Origin of the sequence: Amycolatopsis sp. Poz14 (assembly GCF_006704225.1) — a bacterium.
In the GTDB taxonomy this organism is placed as follows: Bacteria; Actinomycetota; Actinomycetes; order Mycobacteriales; family Pseudonocardiaceae; genus Amycolatopsis; species Amycolatopsis nivea.
Map to the genome: position 1 here is coordinate 9,216,688 of NZ_JACLHD010000001.1, position 18,758 is coordinate 9,235,445.

Genomic DNA, 18,758 nt, shown 5'->3' on the forward strand with positions numbered 1-18,758 from the left:
GCGCGAGTGCCTGGCGACAGCCTGCCGGGCAGAGGCGAAGGTGGGGGTATGACCGGCGAATCCGGATCAGTGGTCGACGCCGCGTCGGCAGGGGTGGAGAACCTGGCGGACTCGGCGCTCGCGGGACTCGACAAGGCAGGACCGGTCGGCGACCTGGCCAAACCGGTCGTGTCCGCGCTGCGCAACGTGTGGGAGGGCTACTTCGGGGCCCCGATCCCGCCCGGCAGCACCAACTGGAACGCCTACACGCACCAGCAGCTGTACCAGATGCTGTGGGACAAGGCCGACGTCGGCGACGTCAGCACGGTCGCGGCCGAATGGCAGCGGCACGGTTCGGAAATGCGGTCGCACGCCGATTCGCTCAAGTCGCAGCAGGGGACGCTGCACGAGAACTGGAGCGGACAGGCCGCCGAACGCGCTTCGGGACGGCTGGGTTCGCTCGGCGAGCGCGCGTCCGGGATCGGCGACCGCGCCGGGACCGTCGGCGGCGCGGCCCAGAACGCGGGCGATTCGCTCGCCGTCGCGCGCAACACCATGCCGAAGCCGCCGGGCGACCCGACTGGGGGTGTGGTCGCCGCCGCGGCGGCCGGAGCGGGTGCGGGCGCGGTCATCGGCGGGATCCTCGGCGCCGGAGCGGGCGGGATCGGGGCCGGTCCGGGTGCGTTGATGGGCGCGGCGATCGGCGCGGTCGCGGGCGGCGGGGCCAGCATGTTCGCCGCGAATGTCGCGGCCGCCGAACAGAAAGCCGAAGCGGTGCACGTGATGCAGCGCTACGAAGCCAGCCTGCACAAGAGCTCGCACGCGATCAATCCGCCGCCCGCCGGGGCGACGACCGCGGATTCCTACGGCGCGGACGAGTCGACCAGTGCGTCGAGCTACGCCGGTCCGCTCGGCGGGGCCGGGACCGGCGCGGGCAGCGGCATGCCGTGGGGCGCGCTGACCACCGCGGCCCCGGTCGAATCGGGCATGGCCGCCGGGATCCGCTCCGCGCTCGGCATGGAGGGCGCCCTGCTCGCCCGCAACGCGGCGATGGCGGAGATGGCCGCCGCCCGCGCGGCCAGCGGCAACGGGATGATGCCCGGCCGCGGCGCGGGAGCCGCACAGGAGGAGGAAGAGGAGCACAAGAACAAGATGCCGGTCCTCGACCAGCCGCTCCTGCACCCCGAAGACAAGACCATCAGCCCGGTGATCGGGCTGTGACGGCCGAAAAAGACAGGAGCTTCCGATGACCGGCCACGAGGTCGCCCCGAACGCGCTGGACCGGCAGGTCGCCGCGCTGGGCAGGCTCGGCGAGCAGACCGGGGAACTCGTCGGTTCGGCGGGACGGCTCGCCGACCGGCTCCCGCAGCTCGGCACCGCGCCGCCCGCCCTGCACCTGGCGCAGCGGCTGCGCGAGGCCGCCGGGCACGCCGGGCTCACCGGCGAACTGGGCGCGGCGGACACCGAGCTGACCGGATTCCACGAGGCGCTGCAGGCGGGTATCCGGCGCTATCAAGAGCACGAATCCGGGGTACAGGAAGCCTTCCAGCGACTCGAACGGCAAGCCGAATGACCGCCGTGCTGCCGCGCGCCGGCGACGAGACCGTCCACATCGGACTCGTCGAGGCCGACCTGCTGGCCGTGCACGCCGGGGCGAGCTGGCCGTTTCCGTTGCAGGTGCCGTCTTACGGCCGGATCGAGGGCGAACGCGAGATCCTGTTCGCCACCGCCGGACAAGCGCTGCAAGCGCGCGGTCTCGCGGACGAATCCGGACCGGACGGCCTCGCCGCGGAAGCCGTGACCGCACTGCGCGAACGCCGCGGCATCGTCGATTTGGTGGTGGCGGACGCCGAGGGGGCGACCGCCGTCACCGCACTCGTCTACCGGTCCTCCGCGCTGATCTGCCGGCAACGGCTCGAGGCCGACACGCTGTCGGTGCGCCGGGTGGACGAGACCGCGCTGGTGGACGCCGTGCTCGCGGAGATTCCGCAGGTCGAGGCGGCCCGCACGATGCCGGTCACGCTGCCCGCGCACGCGGTCAAGGAGGCGATGGCGCTCACCGACGACGAGGACGACGCCTCGCGCGCACACCGGCTGCGCGACCTCGTCCACGACAGCGGCGGAGACCCGGCGGCGCTGGACAGCCTCGTCGGCCTGGTCGTCCCGCTGACCGGCCGCGGCCAGCTCGGCGCGACCCGCGACGGGCGCACCAGGGCAGGCCGCGAACTGTCCTGGATGGACGGACCGCGCGGCCGCGTCCGGATCAACCCCGCGCGGGACGGCTGGCTCAGCGTGAACTCGCTGCGCCCGGCCGACCTGCGCTTCGCCCTCGGCGAGCTGGCCACCGCCGCGCGGCGGCCGTGATGACCGCACCGAAAACGACCGGAGGACCTTCCGTGCCGATCCAAGACTCGGCGGCCTGGCTCGCCGACTACCAGAAAAACCTGTCCCGGATGCAGGCGAACGCCGAGGCCGCGAGCGCGAGCCTCAGCCGCGTCGGCGGCCGGGCCGCGTCCCCGCGCGGCGAGGTCGAAGTCGAGGTGGGCCCGAGCGGCGCACTGACCGACCTGCGGCTGAGCCCCGCCGCCCGCGCGCTGGAGGCCGACGCGCTCGCCCGGCTCATCCTCGCCACCGTGCACGACGCGCACCGCCAGGCCGGCGCGCAGGTCGTGGACATCATGACCGACTACGTCGGCGACGGCCCCGCACTCCAGCTCGTCCGCGACAACCTGCCGGTCGAGGCCGCCCCCGCCGCTCCGCGCGAGGACGACTACTTCGCGAACCCGGGGATCATCTCGTGACCGCCGGCTTCGAGGTCGACCCCGCGCAACTGCGCCGGCACGCGGCCACCGTCGGCGACCTGGCCGACCGGCTCGGCAATGTCGCCCGCAGCGCCCCGTCCGGACTCGGCGACCAGGCGCTCGGCGTCTTCGTGCAGTTCCTCACCGCCGGCCTGCAAGCAGCGGTCGGCAAAACCAACGACGCCGTCTCGCACGCGTCGTCCACTGTGGACAAAGTGAGCGCGAACCTCACCCAGGCCGCGGAAAGCTACGAGCGCCGCGACCAGGGCAACGCGGCCTCGCTGCCCGGGAAGGACCTGCCGTGACCGACTCCGGCCAGCTGCTGGCAGACCTGAAGACCACCACGAAGGCGGTCGAGAACCACGACTGGGTGTCCGCCGGGCTCGGCGGCGCGACCACCGCGCTCGACCTGCTCGGCGCGTCGCAGGACCCGCTCGCCGCGTTGACCTCCGCCGGGTTCGGGATGATCACCGAGCTGGTGCGGTTCCTGGAAGAACCGCTGAAACAGTTGCAGGGCAACCCGGATTCGGTGTCGTCGCACTCGCAGGGCATGGAGGGCGGCGGCCAGCAGGTGTCGTCCGTCGCGGACGACTACCGGCAGTCGACGGGTCCGGAAACATCGGAGTGGAGCGGTTCTTCTGCTTCGAGCTACCGCGACAACAGCTCCCAGCACGCGGACTGCGTCGAGGCTGTCGGCCAGGCCGGCATCGCGATGGCCAAGGCGGCCACCGGAGCCGGGAAGGTCGTCGCGAAGGCGCAGCAGGAGGTCGGCGGGCTCATTTCGGAGGCTGTCGGGCAGATCATCCAGCTGATGACGCAGGCGTTCGCCGCCGCGCAGGCGACCTTCGGCGCGAGCATCGCGGCGGCGATCCCGCAGGCGGTGGCGATCGCGACGCAGTACGGCGGGCAGATCGCGCAGAAGCTCGGGGTTTTGCTGTCGGACTCGGACAACCTGCTGCAGCTGATCACTTCGGTAACGCAGGGGCTGGAAGCCGCGACGCAGCTGATGACGAAGCTCAGCGAGGCGTCGAAGAGCAGCTCCGGGGAGGACTCCAGCTCTTCGGATTCTTCTTCGCAGGCTTCGTCGCGTTATCCGGCTTCTTCGCAGTACGCGGATTCTTCGGACTCGGACTCGGACTCGGACTCGGCGGATTCGCAGTACCCGAGCCAAAGCCGCCCGCGCATTCCGGTCAGCACCGCGCAGCAGAGCTGACGAGTTCGACCTCGAAGCCGTCGTCGTTCTGCAGGTACGCGGCGTAGTGCTCCGCGCCGCCCGCATGGGGATGTTTCTCCGGAAACATCAGCTGCCACCCGTGCCGGGCGGCGTCGGCGGCCAACCGCTCGACCGTCGCCGCGTCCTTGACGTGAAAAGCCAGGTGGTTCAGCCCCGGCCGGCAACGGTCGTGCCGGTCCGCGGTCAGCGCCGGGGATTGCTCGACCACGAGGTACGTCGGCCCGAGCCGCCAGCTGCGTCCGGCATCCCAGTCCTGGAACCGCTGATATCCCAGCTCTTCCAGCAGCCATCCCAGCGACGCGACCGCGCGGGCCAGGTCCGGCACCCACAACTCGACATGGTGCAGGGTCCCGTGCGCACTCACGAGGGACCCCGATCCGAGCTGAGCACCACCCGCAACTCCCGGTCCAGCTCCGCCCCCGGTTCGACATCCAGGTCCGCCCGCAGCCGTTCCCGCATCCGCCGGTGCACCGCCAGCGCGTCCGCCCGGCGGCCGCCGCCGTGGAGCGCCCGCATCAGCAACACCGCCAGCGGTTCCCGGTGCGGATGCACCGCCAGCAATGCCGACAGCTCGTGCACCACGTCGTCGGTTCGCCCGAGTTTCAGCTGCAGCACGGCTTTCTCCTGCACCAACGTCAGCCGCCGCTCGGTCAGGCGCACGCGTTCCCCCTCGACGAACGGGCCGGGCAATCCCGCCAAGGGCTCGCCGTGGAACAGGGCCAGCGCACCGTCGTACGCGTCGACCGCGGTTGCCGGGTCACCGCCGCGGGTGGCGGTCGCGGCTTCCGAGATCCGGTCGGTCAGCTCGGTGACGTCCAGCTGCGCTCGCTCCCCGGCGAAGCGGTATCCGCCGCGGTCACTGCCGATGACCGAGTCTTCCGTCCGCTCGCCAGCCCCGCGCAGGCATTTCCGTAGGCGGTGCACGTAAACCGGAACCACCCGGCCACCGGTGCCGGGCGGCTCCAGACCCCAGACGCCGTCGAGCAACTCCCCGGGGCTGACCGTCTCGCCCGGGCGCAGGACCAGCGCCGCGAGCAGGGCTTGTTGCCGCACCGGGCCCAGGTCCAGCAGGTTCGGTCCCCGCCAAGCCTGCAACGGGCCGAGGACGCTGAACCGCAACGAATCCGCGTCGACCGGGGCGGGGGCGGCACCGGGGGTGACCAGGCCGTGGTCGAAGGCGTAGACGATGGCCGCCGCCCGGTCGCGGAGGCGGAGTTTCGCGCACAGCCTCTCGAAATGCGCCTCGACCGTGCTCGCGGAAATCCCCAGCGTTCCGGCGATTTCCGCGTCCGTCAAACCCCGCGCCACCGCGGTCAGAACATCCATTTCGCGCGGCGTCAACAACCCGGACGGCATCGCCGAGCGATCCACCGCCGCCTCTCGGTAGGTCGTGAGCACGCGTCCGGTGACTGCCGGATCGAGCCACGCCTCGCCCATCGCGACCGCTCGCACCGCGCGGATCAGGTCCTCCGCGGAGGAATCCTTCAGCACGTATCCGACCGCCCCCGCGCGCAGCACCCCGGCGAGCAGCTCGTCGTCATCGAACGTGGTCAGCGCGAGCACCGGCGGGCACGGGCCGGACGCGCGCAGCTGTCGCGTCGCCTCGATGCCGTCGACGCGCTTCATCCGCAGGTCCATCACCACGACGTCGACCCCGCCGGCCGCTTCGAGCGCAGCCGGGACCTCGTCGCCGTCCGAGCACTCGCCCACCACCACGAACCCGTCGCGGCGACGGAGGATCAACCGCAACCCGGATCGCACCAGCTCCTGATCGTCGACGAGCAAGACCCGCGTTTCCCCGGCGGCAGCGGTCACGACGCGGCTCCGCGCGCCAACGGCACCGCCACGTCGACTACCCACTCGCCGCCCTCGGGTCCGGCTGCCAGCCGCGCACCGAGCTGATCCGCGCGTGCCGTCATGCCCGCCAACCCCGAACCACCCTCGTTGCGCGCCGCGCCGTTGTGTCCATTGCGGACCGTCAGCCGCGCGTCCGCCGCGTCAATCTCCAGCCGTACCAACGCCTTCTCCCCCGGTGCGTGTTTGACGACGTTCGCCAGCGACTCCTGGGCGATCCGGTAGAGCCCCAGCCCCACCGTGCTGTCGACCGCGGTCACGTCGCCCCTCAGTTCGTAGTCCGCGACCAGCCCGGCCGCGCACGTTTCGGCCACCAGGTCCGCGATGTCGCCCGCACCGGGCAACGGCCGCGTCCCCGCCGACTCCTGCGCGAGCAATCCAACCGTGCGCCGGATATCGGCCATCGCCGCCCGTCCGATCCGCTCCGCCTCGGTGAGCGCCGCGACGGCTTCGTCGATGTCGCGATCCGTGCGCAACCCGTGCCGCGCGCCCGTGACGTGCAGCAACGTGATGCTCAGCGAATGCGCGACCACGTCGTGCACCTCGCGCGCGATCCGCTGCCGCTCGCCGAGCATCGCCTGTTCGCGCACGGCTTCCTGCTTGCCTCGCTCGGCGTCCAGCGCACGCACGTACCAGCGCAGCATGAACCCGGCAGCCATCCCGACCACCACCGCGAGCATGTACACCGGGAACCCGACCAGCCCGACGGTCAGCGCGGCCGCCCCGAGCACCGCGATCGCCCCGCCGGTCGCCGCGAACGCGACCCGCGCCGAAGCGATGGACCCCAGTTCGCCGGTGAGCACGATCAACGGCATCGGCGCGAAGTCCGGCACCACCGGATGCGTCAGCAGCAGCCCGATCCCGGCGAGCATCCCGAGCGCCTTCACCCACGACGGCGCGAGCCGCCCGGTGCACACCCACAGCAGCGTCGACGCCGTGGCCAGCAGAAACCCGCCGATCGCGACCGGAAGCGCGGACCCGGCCCGCTGCCCGACCGCGACGATCAGGCCGATCACCGTGAAGGCGGTCGTCCCCATCGGCACCCACCAGGGCAGCGTGAGCCCGGACCGGGCCAAGCCGTCGGCCAGCCTGCTCCGCAACCGGTCCCGCGCTCTCTCCCACACGAGGTCCAGCCTAGGAAACCGGGGCGGGGGCCGCCCGCGGTATCAGCGATACCATGCCGTGTGCGCCTCGCCCGTTGCCTGTTTCTGCTGGCACTGCTGCCCCTCACCGCGTGCGCGACCGGGAAGGACGCGGTCAGCCGGTCGGACACGTTCGCATTCGTCTCGCCGGGCGGGCAGACGACCATCCACTATCCCGTGGAGCAGCGCAAAAAGGTAGCGGACCTCAAGGGCCAGAGCCTGCGCGAACCCGGCAAGGACCTGTCTCTGGCGGACTACTCCGGCAAAGTCGTCCTGCTCAACCTGTGGGGCGCCTGGTGCGGGCCGTGCCGCGCCGAAGCGCGCACTCTGCAGACGATCGCCGACTCCGGACACGCCCGCGGGATCCGGGTGCTCGGCATCAACGTCCGCGACAACCCGAAGTACGCCGCCGACTTCGTCAAGGACCTCGGGCTCAGTTATGAGTCGATCTTCGACCCGTCCGGCCGGGTCGCCCTGCGGCTGCGCGGCCTCCCGCTGAGCGCGGTGCCGATCTCGCTGATCGTGGACAAGCAGCAGCGGGTCGCGGCCGTCTACCTCGGCGCGATCCTGCGGACCGACCTCCAGCCCACCCTGGACAGCGTGCTCGCCGAGTAGACCGGCCAAGGTCCAGACCGTTCGAGCGGCGTGCGCCTACCATGGGCGGATGACCGCGAGTGGCTACAACCGCCGGGAACGTCCCGCCAAGCCCGCGCTGAGCCGCGAAGGCATCGTCGCGGCCGCTCTCGACGTCGTGCGCCGCGAAGGCGCCGAACGCGTCACCATGCGGCGGCTCGCGAAGGAACTGGACACCGGCCCGGCCTCGCTCTACGTCTACGTCCGCGACACCGACGAACTCCACGCCGCGGTGCTCGACGAACTCCTCGGCGAAGTACCCACCACCGCCGGCGCCGCCGAAGGAGACTGGCGGAGTCGCTTGTGGACAGTCATGTCCACCTACCGCGACGTCCTGTACGCGCACCCCGGGCTCGCCCGCGTCGCACTCGTGACGCCCTTGAACGGACCGAACTACCTCGCCGTCGTCGACACCGTGCTCGGCCTGCTCGCCGAAGCCGGGGTGCCGTCCGGCCCCGCCGCGTGGACGGTCGACCTCCTGCTGCTCGTCGCCACCGCCAGCGCGGTCGAGCACAGCACCCGCAAGGACCGCCCGGACGCGGAACGGCAGCACGACGCGCTCGCCGAAACCGTCCGCGGACTCTCGCCGGAAACGCATCCGAACATCGCCGCGGCGAGCGGGAATCTGTTCTCCGGCAACGCGGACACACGTTCCCGATGGGCGATCGACGCCCTCCTCAACGGCGCGCGCACGACTCCGCTGCCGGACTGAGGTTTGGTTGCGCGGCGCGACGGTACGTGAGCGTGCTTCCCGCCAAATGGTTCAAACCACTGCCGGGGCAAGGGTTTCCCACGAGTCCATAATGGACCAGTACGCCGGAATAGCGGCGGTAACGGGCGGAATGTCCGCTTGATCGATCCCCCGCAAATACCGCAGTTGATACGTTCCCTCCTTTCGTAGGTTCCCGGAAAATTTCCGCCGATCTACCTTTGCTGTGGTCGGATCCACCTCCCCACCCTTTCCGATTTCTTTTTCTGCATGCCCACAAGGAGTATGAGAATGCAGATCAGAAAAACGTCCGCACTCGTTTCCCTGCTCGCCGCCGCCGGCATGGCCGCGGCGATGGGCGCGACCCCGGCCTCCGCGGCCGCCGCCCAGCACCACCCGCAGCACCAGAAGCACGGCCTCGGGCTGAACGTCGCCGGGCTCAAGGCCGCGCAGTCCAGGATGCACGCCCACGCGAACTCCGCGCTCCCCGTGCACCAGCGCACCACCGCCGAACTGCCCTCCAGCGGCGACCTCACGCAGTACGCCAACGCACCCGGCGACCAGGGCCAGGTCGGCTCGTGCGTCACCTGGGCCACCGGCTACACCGGCTACGGCGTGCTGATGAACGAGCAGGGCATCAGCGGCGGCCCGATGGCCCCGATGTTCATTTACTCCCAGATCGCCAAGGGCAACGACCAGGGCACCTGGGCGAGCGTCGCGCTGCCGATGGAACAGCAGCAGGGCATCGACACCAAATCCGACTACTGGCAGGGCGATTTCGACTACACGACTCAGCCCGACCAGAACGAAAAATCGAATGCCGCGCACTACAAGCTGTCCGGCTACACGCAATTGTCCACGAGCGGCGACGCGGCGCGGTCCGACATCGAGAACGCCATTTCCCAGGGCGAGCCGGTCGCGATCGGGTTCACCGTGCACCAGAGCTTCATGGACCTGAACTCCTCGACCGCGAGCGACTATTCGTACCTGCCCGGCGACTCGAACAGCGACCCGGTCGTCGGCGGGCACGAGGTGACCATCGTGGCCTACAACGACCAGGGCGTGAAGATCGAGAACAGCTGGGGCTCCGGCTGGGGCGACAGCGGTTTCGTGACCGTGCCGTGGTCGTTCTTCAACACCGGCGACGTCGACGAGGTCAACGCGATGGGCAAGCTCGTCCAGAGCTGACCCGCAGCGCGCGACCCGGGTGATGCGAAAAAAGGGCTCCTTGCGGGAATTCCCGCAAGGAGCCCTTTTCCGATCAGCTGATCAGGAAACTCAGACCAGGTCGTACCGGTCGTTGTTCATGACCTTGTGCCACGCGGCGACGAAGTCGCGGACGAACTTCTCCTTGGCGTCGTCGCTGCCGTAGACCTCGGCGACGGCGCGCAGTTCGGAGTTCGAGCCGAACACCAGGTCGTTGCGGGTGCCGGTCCACTTGACCTCGCCGGTGGCGAGATCGCGGCCCTCGAAGGACTCCGCGTTCGGGCCCTCGCCGTCGGCGGGCTTCCACTCGGTGCCCATGTCGAGCAGGTTGACGAAGAAGTCGTTCGTCAGCGCGCCCGGCCGGTCGGTCAGCACGCCCGCCGCCGAGTTCTGGTAGTTCGCGCCCAGCACGCGCAGGCCGCCGACCAGCACGGTCATCTCCGGCGCGCTCAGGTTGAGCAGGTTCGCCTTGTCCACCAGCAGGTACTCCGACGGCAGCGCGTTGGCCTTGCCGCGGTAGTTGCGGAACCCGTCGGACTTCGGCTCGAGCGGCGCGAACGAGTCCGCGTCGGTCTGCTCCTGCGTCGCGTCGGTGCGGCCCGGCGTGAACGGAACGGTGAGCTCGACGCCGCCGTCCTTCGCCGCCTTCTCCACGCCCGCCGCGCCGGCCAGCACGATCAGGTCGGCGAGCGAGATCTTCTTGCCGCCGGTCTGCGCGCTGTTGAACGCTTCCTGGACGCCCTCGAGCGTGCGCAGCACCTGCGCCAGCTCGTCCGGCTCGTTGACCTCCCAGCCGCGCTGCGGCTCGAGGCGGATGCGGGCGCCGTTCGCGCCGCCGCGCTTGTCGCTGTGCCGGTAGGTCGAGGCCGACGCCCACGCGGTGGACACCAGCTGCGCGACCGAAAGGCCGGACTCGAGGACCTTCGCCTTGAGGTCGGCGACATCCGCGTCGTTGACCAGCTCGTGGTCGACGGCCGGGACCGGGTCCTGCCAGATCAGCTCTTCCTGCGGCACGAGCGGGCCGAGGTAGCGCTGGACCGGGCCCATGTCGCGGTGGGTGAGCTTGAACCAGGCGCGGGCGAAGGCGTCCGCGAACTGGTCCGGGTTCTCGTAGAACCGGCGCGAGATCGGCTCGTAGATCGGGTCGAAGCGCAGCGCCAGGTCGGTGGTCAGCATGCTCGGCGCCCGGTTGAGGTCACCGGTCTCCGGGTCCGGCACGGTGTTCGCGGCGGCGTTGTTCTTCGGCTTCCACTGGTGCGCGCCCGCCGGGCTCTTGGTCAGCTCCCACTCGTAAGTGAAGAGGTTGTGGAAGAACCAGTTGCTCCACTTCGTCGGAGTGGGGGTCCAGGTGACCTCCAGCCCGCTCGTGATCGCGTCCCGGCCCTTGCCGCTGCCGAAGCTGTTCTTCCAGCCGAGGCCCATCTGCTCGATCGAGGCGCCTTCCGGCTCGGCGCCCACGTGCACGTCCGCGTCGGCCGCGCCGTGCGTCTTGCCGAAGGTGTGCCCGCCCGCGATCAGCGCGACGGTCTCCTCGTCGTTCATCGCCATCCGGCCGAACGTTTCGCGGATGTCGCGCGCCGCGGCGATCGGGTCCGGGTTGCCGTTCGGGCCTTCCGGGTTCACGTAGATGAGCCCCATCTGGACCGCGGCCAGCGGGTTCTCCAGCTCGCGGTCGCCCTTGTACCGCTCGTCGCCGAGCCAGGTGCGCTCCGGGCCCCAGTACACGTCCTCGTCCGGCTCCCACACGTCGGCGCGGCCGCCGGCGAAGCCGAAGGTCTTGAAGCCCATCGTCTCGAGCGCGCGGTTGCCGGTGAAGATCATCAGGTCGGCCCACGAGATCTTCTTGCCGTACTTCTTCTTGACCGGCCACAGCAGGCGGCGCGCCTTGTCGAGGTTCCCGTTGTCCGGCCAGCTGTTCAGCGGCGCGAACCGCTGCTGCCCGGCGCCGGCTCCGCCGCGGCCGTCGTCGATCCGGTAGGTGCCGGCGCTGTGCCAGGCCATCCGGATGAACAGCGGGCCGTAGTTGCCGAAGTCGGCGGGCCACCATTCCTGGGAGTCGGTGAGCACCGCGTCGACGTCGCGGGCGAGCTCGTCGAGGTCGAGGCTCTGGAATTCCTTCGCGTAGTCGAAGCCGTCGTCCATCGGGTCCGCCACGGCGGGATGCTTCCGGAGGATCTTCAGGTTGAGCTGGTTCGGCCACCAGTCACGGCTGCTGCCGCCCTCGGTCGGGTGCGCGAAGCGGCCCGTGTGGACCGGGCACCCGCCAGCGGTCTCCTCATTCATCTCGCCGACTTCGGCGTTCGGGGTGTCAGACACGGGAATCCTTCCGGAAATCAGAATCAGTTTGCTGCCGTCGAACAGGCGGGGCATCGGCCCCAGTAGACGACCTCGGCCTCGTCGATGACGTAACCGTGCGCGTCGGAAGCGGTGAGGCAAGGCGCTTCCCCGACCGCGCAGTCGACGTCCTCGATGGCACCGCACGAGCGGCACACGACGTGGTGGTGGTTGTCCCCTACCCGGGCCTCGTACCGCGCGACCGAACCGGGCGGCTGGATGCGCCGCAGCAGCCCCGCGTCGGTCAGCGCGCGCAGCACGTCGTAAACGGCCTGGTGGGACACCTCGCCGAGATCCGCGCGCACCATGCCGATGACGGATTCGGTGTCCGCGTGCGCGTTGGCGTGCACGGCGGAGAGCACGGCCACCCGGGGGCGCGTGATCCGCAACTGCACTCCGCGCAGCAGCTGCTCGAAGTCCGTGGTCGTCGGCATGCCCCGGAGTCTGCCCGATTTTCTGGAATGAATCAAGAATCTGTCACCCACTCCGGTTGTCCTCCTCCTGGCGGTCGCTTGACAGCCCGGAAGGTCTACGGTGAGTAGACCAAAGAGACGTCCGACACATCCGAGGTGACGCCAGAAATGACCGAGGCCGTCGAATCGCCCAGTTCGCACCCGGTCGGGGTCGATATCACGCGAGCGAGCATTGCCCGGGTGTACGACGCCGCGCTGAACGGCACGAACAACTACGAGATCGACCGCAGGGTGCTCGACCAGGTGCGGACCGTGGCCCCGGAGGTCAACGACCTCGCCTGGGCCAACCGCAACTTCCTCATCCGCGCCTGCCGCTTCCTCGCCACCCAGGGCAGGGTCACCCAGTACCTCGACTGCGGTTCCGGCCTGCCCACGGCGGAGAACACCCACCAGGTCGTGCAGCGGATCATCCCCGAAGCCCGTGTGCTGTACGTGGACAACGACCCGGTGGTCCTCGCGCACGGGCGCGCGCTGCTGGAGGAGAACGAGAACACCCGGTTCATCGAAGCGGACATCTTCAAGCCCGACCAGATCCTGCAGAACGAGACCGCGCGCGAGTTCCTCGACTGGACCAAGCCGATCGCGTTGCTGCACAACGGAACCCTGCACCACTACCTCGGCGACGACTACGAGGAGATGATGCGGACCTACGTCGACGCGCTGCCGTCCGGGTCGTTCGTGGTGGTCGCGCACTTCCTCGACCCGCAGACGCCCGAGCACAGCGAGATCGCCCGGCGGATGGAGGACAAGTTCACGCACAGCCCGATGGGCAGCGGCCTTTTCCGCACCTGGGACGAGATCGGCCGGATGTTCGGCGGCACCGAACTGGTCGACCCGGGCCTCGTGCTGTGCGAGGACTGGTGGCCGGACGGCCCGCGGTACCAGCCGCTGAACCAGGTCCAGGAGTGCATCGCGGGCGGGGTCGGCCGGAAGGCCTGACGCGCTGGTCCGAGAAGGGCCCCTTGCGGGGATTCCCGCGAGGGGCTCTTTCGCGCGGTCAGTCGAGGATGCGGTAGTCCAGATCGGACAGCGGCGAGTCCGGGTTGAGCGCGACGCCGACCGTGCGCAAGGTGTCGTCGAGGATCGACCAGACCCAGCGGGCGAGCAACTGGCGCAGATCCTCGCGGTCGATGCCGCGCGGGGCGTCGAGCCAGTGCGCGGTGCTGGACTCGACCAAGCCGACCAGCCCGTACGCGATGGTTTCGCCGACTCGCTGGTCCGCGCCGAACAGGCCGAGGTAGTACTCGAACAACACAGTCAGCTGCCGGGCGATCGCGGTCTTCACGTCCGCCACGACGTCGCGCGGCCCGGTCACCGACTGCCGCATCAGATATTGATACAGCGCGCGGTGTTCGGAAAGCCATTCGATATGCGCGCCGATCGTCGCGTGCACCATTTCGCGCGGAGTGCCGGAAACTCCCCACAGCGGAGAGAATTGCGCGCCGATCATTTCCGCCGCGCGCAACGCGATAGCGCGCTGCAGGTCCGCGGTGTCGGCGAAATGCTTGTAAATGCGCGTGCGAGCGACGCCGGCCTCGTCGGCGATCTGCTCGGTGGACACCTCCGGCCCGAACCGGGCGATCGCGCGCATACCGGCTTCCACGAACTCCCGGCGCCGGCGTTCGCGCTGCCCTGCCCACCGGGTGGCCCGCCCGTCGGGCGGAGTACCTGAGGACGTCATCCGCGCGAGTGTATCGCCGGGTCACATACCGGATACGCCACTGTACCTGTTACTTTGGGTATAGAGGGATGACTGTCTGTGGTCGGGTTGCCTCGAAGCGAGTGTCGCGTTCACCGCGGCCGTTGCGTCGCTGTGGCCCAGATCACGGACCGGGAGTGCGTCATCGACACGAGGGGAGCGAGTCGCGTCGATGAAGCGAGCGTCGCCCACAAGGGTGGCGTGCAGGGAGGAACACATGGACGGCGAACAGCACCGGTCCGAACTGTCCACCGGCCACCGGGTCACCTACCTGGTCGGCCAGCGCACCGGCAGGCGCCAGCTGTGCCGGCGCGGGGTGGTCACCGGAGCCCCGGTCACCGACGACGCGACCGCGGTCACCTGGGTCCCGGTCCAGGTCGACGGCCAGGCGAGAGACGCGGATCCGCAGTGGATCGCGGCCGACGCGATCATCGACGTGGTGAGCGCGTCGTGAGCGCGGAACAGGCCGTGGCCACCCCGATCTTCGACGGCGTGGTCGCCGAGGCCGGGCTCGACTGGTCCGAAGAGGACGTTGCCCAGGGCGCGGCGGACGAGAAGCCCGGCTCGGGCAAATAGACACCGGCGGGCTCGTCCCAGCCGGAGATCGCACCGGACAGCTCCGGTGCGGTTTTCACGCGCCCGGGTGAGCTTAGGCCCGTTCGGGGTGCGTCCGATACTGCACTCGTCCGGGTGAACTGCGCGCGGCCGAATGCCGGTGAATGCTGCCCATTTCGCCCTCGCCGGACGCCCGTCAGCCCCTTCCGGGCCGCGCACCGTCAAGTATTCACCGATTCGCTCAGAATCACGCGAAGGATCAACGGCGCGCTTCTTCCAAATAACGCAGGACCGCGGTAACCCGCCGATCCGCGCTGTCGTCCGGTGCCAAATCCAGTTTCGCGAAAATGCTGCGAATATGTTTGTGGACCGCGCCGTCCGTCACCACGAGCCGTTCCGCGATGGCACCATTCCCTAATCCCTCCGCCATCAGCGCCAGCACATCCCTTTCGCGCGGGCTGAGCCGTTCCAGCCCGGAATCCGCACGCGTCCGGGCCAGCAATTGCGCGACCACTTCCGGATCGATCGCCGTTCCGCCGTCAGCCACCCGGTTCAGCGCTTCCATGAACTCGGTGACCCGCCCGACGCGTTCCTTGAGCAGATACCCGAGCCGCGCGCTGCCACTGCCGAGCAGGTCGGTCGCGAAGGCCTGCTCGACATACGCCGACAGCACCAGCACCGCCAGCCCCGGCCGCCGCCGCCGAGCCTCGACCGCCGCGACGATCCCCTCGTCGGTGTGCGTCGGCGGCATCCGCACATCCACGACCGCGGTGTCCGGCTCGTGTTTGTCCACCGCAGCAAGGAAATCGGCCGGGTTGTCGGTGGTCGCGACGACGTCGAGACCCTCGGCCCGCAACAGCAGCGCGAGACCCTCGCGCAGCAACGGGTCGTCCTCGGCGATCACAATCCGCATGGCAAACTCACCGTCACAGTCGTCGGTCCGCCAGCGGGACTCGCCAGCGCGAAAGTTCCATCAAGCGCCTCGGCTCGGCGCCGCATCCCACCGAGGCCCGAACCACCGGACTCCGCCGCACCACCACGGCCGTCGTCGGTGATACGCAGGTGGAGCACATCGTCCTCCCGGCGCAAGACCACCTCAACACCGCTGGCACCGCTGTGTTTGGCGACGTTCGTAAGCGCCTCAGCAACCACGAAATACACCGACGCCTCCACCGAAACGGCATACCGCCCAGGCAGGTCGGCGTCGATGGTGCACGGCACTGGACAGCCCGCGGCGAGCGCGGTCAACGCGTCGGCGAGGCTTCGGTCGGCCAGCACGGGCGGCAGGATACTGCGCACCACCGCGCGCAGTTCGGCGAGCGCGGTCTCGGTGGCGTCCTGCGCGCGGCCAAGGATTTCGTCGACGTCGGCCGAACCTCGGGCGGCTGCCCGGCGGGCCGCGCCGACCAGGACATTGACCGCGACCAGCCGGTTTTGCGTGCCGTCGTGCAGCGCGCGCTCGATGCGGCGCAGTTCGGCGGAATGCGCGTCGAGCGCGGCGGCGCGGGTGGCGGTGAGGTGGGCGATCCGGAGCGTGACGTCAGCGTCCGAGCCCGCGGGCAGCAGGCGTCGGCCGGGCAACGCCTGCAGCCGAGCCATCGCGGGCAGCAGCGCGACCGAGAGGAACGCCCACGCGACGCCGAGCAGGGACACCGGGAGCGCCTCCGCCAGGCTGTGCACCGGCCAGCCGAGTGACGCCGTCGCCTCGTCCGGCGGGAGCAGGTACCAGTAGAGCGGGAAAAGCCCGTCGCGCGCGGTGTTGAGCACGATCGTCAGCGCGATGAAGCCGAGCAGAAAGCCCGCCGCACCGTGGATCGCGACCCACAGCAGTTCGCGTTGCACCGTCCGCTCCCGCAGGGCCGCACCGAGCCGTTCGGGGCCTGGACCGGGGCTGATGACGTCCGGTTTCATCGCGGTGAGCCGGATCCGTTCCCGGTCGGCGACCGCGTGCACGACGCGCAGCATCGGCCGGGCCAGCAGCAGACCGACGCCCACGAGGCTCAGCACCGCGACCACGGCCACGCCGAGCAGTACCAGCAGCGCCAGCACCGAGGTGCCGATCCCGCCGACGAGGTGTTCCAGCGCGTCGAGCGCAGCCCGGACGCGCACGGTCCACGGACGCGGCGTCGGTTCGCCTGCGGTTGCCATCGCACCTCCCACCCCGCCGAACCCTAGCCCAGAAATCCGCCCCGGCACCGCCTCGGAGCGAAGGAGTACAGCCTGCTGTACCTAGATCCTCCCGCGCACGGGATCGTCCTGGCGAGCCCCGGTTCGTAGCCTTCCCGGCATGACGAAATCACCTCCCCGAGCGCTGTTGTGGGGCGTGCTGGTGCTCAGCGCCGCAGCCAACGCGATCACCTCGGCCCTCGGCGTCAACCTGGTGCTGAGCACCGTTTTCGGCGTCGTCACCCTCGCCTCGGGCATCGCGCTCGTCGCGAACTACCACACCCACCGCTGAATCGTCCACAAAGGACTATCATGACTGCCCTCGTCGCCCGACGCCCGATCACGGCTTTCTTCACGCTCGCCATCGCACTGAGCTGGCTCGCGTGGCTCCCTTATGTACTCTCGGACAATGGCCTAGGAATTGTCCACTTCGGATTCCCGCCGGTACTCGGCACGACGCAAATCCTGGGCATGCTCCCCGGCGCGTACCTCGGCCCGATCTTCTCCGCGTTCATCGTCACCGCGCTCGCCGAAGGCCGTCCCGGGCTGCGCGCGTGGGCGGGTCGATTGCTGCGATGGCGGGTGAACTGGCGATGGTACGCACTCGCGCTCTTCGCTGTTCCCGTCGTGCTGACGCTCGCCAGCCTGCCGTTCGCCGGCGCGCTCCGCGCCCCTGCCACGTCGCTGATCCTGGTGTGGGTCTTGGGTTTCGTGCTCCAGGTGCTCACCACCGGCCTCGCCGAAGAACCCGGCTGGCGCGATTTCGCCCTCCCGCATTTGCAGCCGAAGTACGGCCCGCTGCGCGGCACGCTGATCCTCGGCCCGCTGTGGGGCGTCTGGCATCTGCCGTTGTTCTTCACCGAATGGGGCCACTGGCCGAACGTGACGGTCTGGTCCGTGCTGGAGTTCGTCGGAACCGCGATCGCGATCAGCTTCGTGATGACCTGGGTGTTCAACCGCAGCGGCGAAAGCCTGCCGATCGCGCTGCTGCTGCACGCCGGGATCAACAACTACCTGTCCGTCGCCTGGTCCGAACTGTTCCCCAACGCGGACCCGAAAATCGCCGAGCACCTGCTGTTCGCCGCGTTCGCCGCCGCCGCGCTGGTCGTGCTCGCCGCGACCAAGGGCCGTCTCGGCTACCTCAGTCCAGCGCGCGAACTCCAGGCCGTTCAGTAGTAAATCTGCCCGGGAACGCCGCCGCCGACCGCGATGGCGTCTCCGTTGATCGCCACGCTGCGCGGGGACGCCAGGAACGCCACCACGTCTGCCACCTCGGCCGCCGTCACCAGCCGTCCGATGCTCACCCCGGCCGTGAGGCTCTTTTCCAGCTCCGCCACGGAAATTCCCCGCGCAGCGGCGATCTCGGCGAGCTTCTCCGGCGTCCGTTCGGTCACCGTGTAGCCCGGATGCACGACCGTCACGGCGATTCCCTGCGGCCCCAGTTCGTCGGCGAGATTCTTGGTCATCGCCGCGACCGCGACGTTGCGGATCGACCCGAACGTCGAACCGGCCAGCCGCGCGTTGAGCCCGCTGACGTTCACGATCCGGCCCCAGCCGCGCTCCCGCATCCCCGGCGCGAGCGCACGGGCGCACCGCAGGTAGCCGAGCACCTTGGTCTCGATCTCGAGGCGCAGGTCTTCGTCCCGCAGGTCCGCAAGCGACGTCCGGGCCCCGCTGGACGCCGGCGCCGCGCAGTTGACCAGGACGTCCGCCGCCCCGAACTCCGCCTTGACCCGCTCCGCCATCGCCGCGACCGCAGCGTCGTCGGTGGTGTCCGTCGGAACCGCGACCACCTTCGTGGCGTGCCTGCCGAGGCTTTCCTCCGCAGCGGCAAGGGCTTCGGCGTCCCGGGCGACGAGCGCGAGGTCAGCGCCCTCCGCCGCGAGCACCTCGGCAACCGCCAGCCCGATCCCGCGGTTGGCCCCCGTGACGACCGCGCACTTACCCTTCAACCCGAGATCCACGGCTGCTCC

General features: G+C 70.0%; 23 protein-coding genes. 14 read left to right on the forward strand and 9 right to left on the reverse strand.

The annotated features are described in order from the left end of the window. The first annotated feature begins 48 nt into the window (after window positions 1-48). The 6 genes from FKO37_RS42730 to FKO37_RS42755 are packed head-to-tail and all read left to right on the forward strand — an operon-like array spanning window position 49 to window position 3,993. Window positions 49-1,200 carry a WXG100 family type VII secretion target gene (locus tag FKO37_RS42730; RefSeq protein ID WP_037820532.1) on the forward strand — a complete coding sequence of 384 codons (1,152 nt, stop codon included), beginning with the start codon at window positions 49-51 and terminating at the stop codon, window positions 1,198-1,200. Window positions 1,201-1,225: 25 nt separating this feature from the next. Further along, window positions 1,226-1,552: a hypothetical protein gene (locus FKO37_RS42735; protein WP_037820534.1), complete on the forward strand. Its 327-nt coding sequence runs from the start codon at window positions 1,226-1,228 to the stop codon at window positions 1,550-1,552. After that, window positions 1,549-2,343: an ESX secretion-associated protein EspG gene (locus FKO37_RS42740; RefSeq protein WP_238608067.1), complete on the forward strand. Its 795-nt coding sequence runs from the start codon at window positions 1,549-1,551 to the stop codon at window positions 2,341-2,343. Before FKO37_RS42735 ends, FKO37_RS42740 begins: the two co-directional genes overlap by 4 nt. Window positions 2,344-2,375: 32 nt before the next feature. Continuing rightward, on the forward strand, window positions 2,376-2,780 hold the full coding sequence (locus FKO37_RS42745) for a YbaB/EbfC family nucleoid-associated protein (protein WP_043839644.1): 405 nt from the start codon (window positions 2,376-2,378) through the stop codon (window positions 2,778-2,780). Next, window positions 2,777-3,085, forward strand: coding sequence for a type VII secretion target (locus FKO37_RS42750; RefSeq protein WP_238608068.1), 309 nt, complete (start codon window positions 2,777-2,779; stop codon window positions 3,083-3,085). Before FKO37_RS42745 ends, FKO37_RS42750 begins: the two co-directional genes overlap by 4 nt. After that, window positions 3,082-3,993 (forward strand): hypothetical protein, encoded by a 912-nt coding sequence (locus FKO37_RS42755; RefSeq protein WP_238608069.1) that lies wholly within the window; start codon window positions 3,082-3,084, stop codon window positions 3,991-3,993. Before FKO37_RS42750 ends, FKO37_RS42755 begins: the two co-directional genes overlap by 4 nt. On the opposite strand, the gene FKO37_RS42760 is transcribed toward FKO37_RS42755, so the two are convergent. Genes FKO37_RS42760 through FKO37_RS42770 form a run of 3 tightly spaced genes read right to left on the reverse strand, consistent with a single transcriptional unit; the run spans window position 3,971 to window position 6,992 of the window. After that, window positions 3,971-4,378 carry a VOC family protein gene (locus FKO37_RS42760; protein WP_238608070.1) on the reverse strand — a complete coding sequence of 136 codons (408 nt, stop codon included), beginning with the start codon at window positions 4,376-4,378 and terminating at the stop codon, window positions 3,971-3,973. The genes FKO37_RS42755 and FKO37_RS42760 overlap by 23 nt on opposite strands. Next, a complete protein-coding gene (locus tag FKO37_RS42765; RefSeq protein WP_238608071.1) occupies window positions 4,375-5,829 on the reverse strand; it encodes a BTAD domain-containing putative transcriptional regulator in 1,455 nt (484 codons plus the stop codon). Before FKO37_RS42765 ends, FKO37_RS42760 begins: the two co-directional genes overlap by 4 nt. Beyond that, on the reverse strand, window positions 5,826-6,992 hold the full coding sequence (locus FKO37_RS42770) for a sensor histidine kinase (RefSeq protein ID WP_238608072.1): 1,167 nt from the start codon (window positions 6,990-6,992) through the stop codon (window positions 5,826-5,828). The genes FKO37_RS42765 and FKO37_RS42770 overlap by 4 nt, the downstream gene beginning before the upstream one ends. Window positions 6,993-7,052: 60 nt before the next feature. On the opposite strand from FKO37_RS42770, the gene FKO37_RS42775 reads away from it, so the two are divergent. From FKO37_RS42775 to FKO37_RS42785, 3 genes are all read left to right on the forward strand, one after another. Next, window positions 7,053-7,625 carry a TlpA disulfide reductase family protein gene (locus FKO37_RS42775; RefSeq protein WP_238608073.1) on the forward strand — a complete coding sequence of 191 codons (573 nt, stop codon included), beginning with the start codon at window positions 7,053-7,055 and terminating at the stop codon, window positions 7,623-7,625. A 49-nt stretch (window positions 7,626-7,674) separates the two neighbouring features. Continuing rightward, on the forward strand, window positions 7,675-8,355 hold the full coding sequence (locus tag FKO37_RS42780) for a TetR/AcrR family transcriptional regulator (RefSeq protein WP_037820546.1): 681 nt from the start codon (window positions 7,675-7,677) through the stop codon (window positions 8,353-8,355). Between the two features lie 288 nt (window positions 8,356-8,643). Then, window positions 8,644-9,540: a C1 family peptidase gene (locus tag FKO37_RS42785; RefSeq protein ID WP_238608074.1), complete on the forward strand. Its 897-nt coding sequence runs from the start codon at window positions 8,644-8,646 to the stop codon at window positions 9,538-9,540. Window positions 9,541-9,630: 90 nt separating this feature from the next. Here FKO37_RS42785 and katG read toward each other — a convergent pair whose 3' ends face one another. Both katG and FKO37_RS42795 read right to left on the reverse strand, forming a co-directional pair. Continuing rightward, window positions 9,631-11,874, reverse strand: coding sequence for a catalase/peroxidase HPI (katG, locus tag FKO37_RS42790; protein WP_238608075.1), 2,244 nt, complete (start codon window positions 11,872-11,874; stop codon window positions 9,631-9,633). Window positions 11,875-11,897: 23 nt separating this feature from the next. Beyond that, the gene (locus FKO37_RS42795; RefSeq protein WP_037820549.1) at window positions 11,898-12,326 is read right to left on the reverse strand and encodes a Fur family transcriptional regulator; all 429 of its coding nucleotides are present in this window, start codon (window positions 12,324-12,326) and stop codon (window positions 11,898-11,900) included. Between the two features lie 147 nt (window positions 12,327-12,473). Between FKO37_RS42795 and FKO37_RS42800 the strand changes: the two genes are divergently transcribed. Continuing rightward, complete coding sequence (locus tag FKO37_RS42800; RefSeq protein WP_037820552.1) at window positions 12,474-13,304, forward strand: SAM-dependent methyltransferase; 831 nt, start codon at window positions 12,474-12,476, stop codon at window positions 13,302-13,304. A 58-nt stretch (window positions 13,305-13,362) separates the two neighbouring features. On the opposite strand, the gene FKO37_RS42805 is transcribed toward FKO37_RS42800, so the two are convergent. Then, entirely contained in the window at window positions 13,363-14,046 is a 684-nt protein-coding gene (locus FKO37_RS42805) for a TetR/AcrR family transcriptional regulator (protein WP_037820558.1), read from the reverse strand. Window positions 14,047-14,281: 235 nt separating this feature from the next. On the opposite strand from FKO37_RS42805, the gene FKO37_RS42810 reads away from it, so the two are divergent. Both FKO37_RS42810 and FKO37_RS47345 read left to right on the forward strand, forming a co-directional pair. After that, window positions 14,282-14,518 (forward strand): hypothetical protein, encoded by a 237-nt coding sequence (locus FKO37_RS42810; protein ID WP_037820561.1) that lies wholly within the window; start codon window positions 14,282-14,284, stop codon window positions 14,516-14,518. Then, the gene (locus FKO37_RS47345; RefSeq protein ID WP_255443149.1) at window positions 14,515-14,640 is read left to right on the forward strand and encodes a hypothetical protein; all 126 of its coding nucleotides are present in this window, start codon (window positions 14,515-14,517) and stop codon (window positions 14,638-14,640) included. The genes FKO37_RS42810 and FKO37_RS47345 overlap by 4 nt, the downstream gene beginning before the upstream one ends. A gap of 238 nt (window positions 14,641-14,878) precedes the next feature. On the opposite strand, the gene FKO37_RS42815 is transcribed toward FKO37_RS47345, so the two are convergent. Both FKO37_RS42815 and FKO37_RS42820 read right to left on the reverse strand, forming a co-directional pair. Next, window positions 14,879-15,532, reverse strand: coding sequence for a response regulator transcription factor (locus FKO37_RS42815; protein WP_238608076.1), 654 nt, complete (start codon window positions 15,530-15,532; stop codon window positions 14,879-14,881). Then, a complete protein-coding gene (locus FKO37_RS42820; protein ID WP_238608077.1) occupies window positions 15,520-16,767 on the reverse strand; it encodes a sensor domain-containing protein in 1,248 nt (415 codons plus the stop codon). The genes FKO37_RS42815 and FKO37_RS42820 overlap by 13 nt, the downstream gene beginning before the upstream one ends. A gap of 139 nt (window positions 16,768-16,906) precedes the next feature. Here FKO37_RS42820 and FKO37_RS42825 point away from each other — a divergent pair, with 139 nt between their 5' ends. Both FKO37_RS42825 and FKO37_RS42830 read left to right on the forward strand, forming a co-directional pair. Next, complete coding sequence (locus tag FKO37_RS42825) at window positions 16,907-17,077, forward strand: hypothetical protein (RefSeq protein WP_238608078.1); 171 nt, start codon at window positions 16,907-16,909, stop codon at window positions 17,075-17,077. Between the two features lie 20 nt (window positions 17,078-17,097). Next, window positions 17,098-17,961: a CPBP family intramembrane glutamic endopeptidase gene (locus FKO37_RS42830; RefSeq protein WP_238608079.1), complete on the forward strand. Its 864-nt coding sequence runs from the start codon at window positions 17,098-17,100 to the stop codon at window positions 17,959-17,961. Here FKO37_RS42830 and FKO37_RS42835 read toward each other — a convergent pair. Further along, window positions 17,955-18,749: an SDR family NAD(P)-dependent oxidoreductase gene (locus tag FKO37_RS42835; RefSeq protein ID WP_238608080.1), complete on the reverse strand. Its 795-nt coding sequence runs from the start codon at window positions 18,747-18,749 to the stop codon at window positions 17,955-17,957. The two genes, FKO37_RS42830 and FKO37_RS42835, sit on opposite strands and share 7 nt — an antisense overlap. Window positions 18,750-18,758 lie beyond the last annotated feature (9 nt).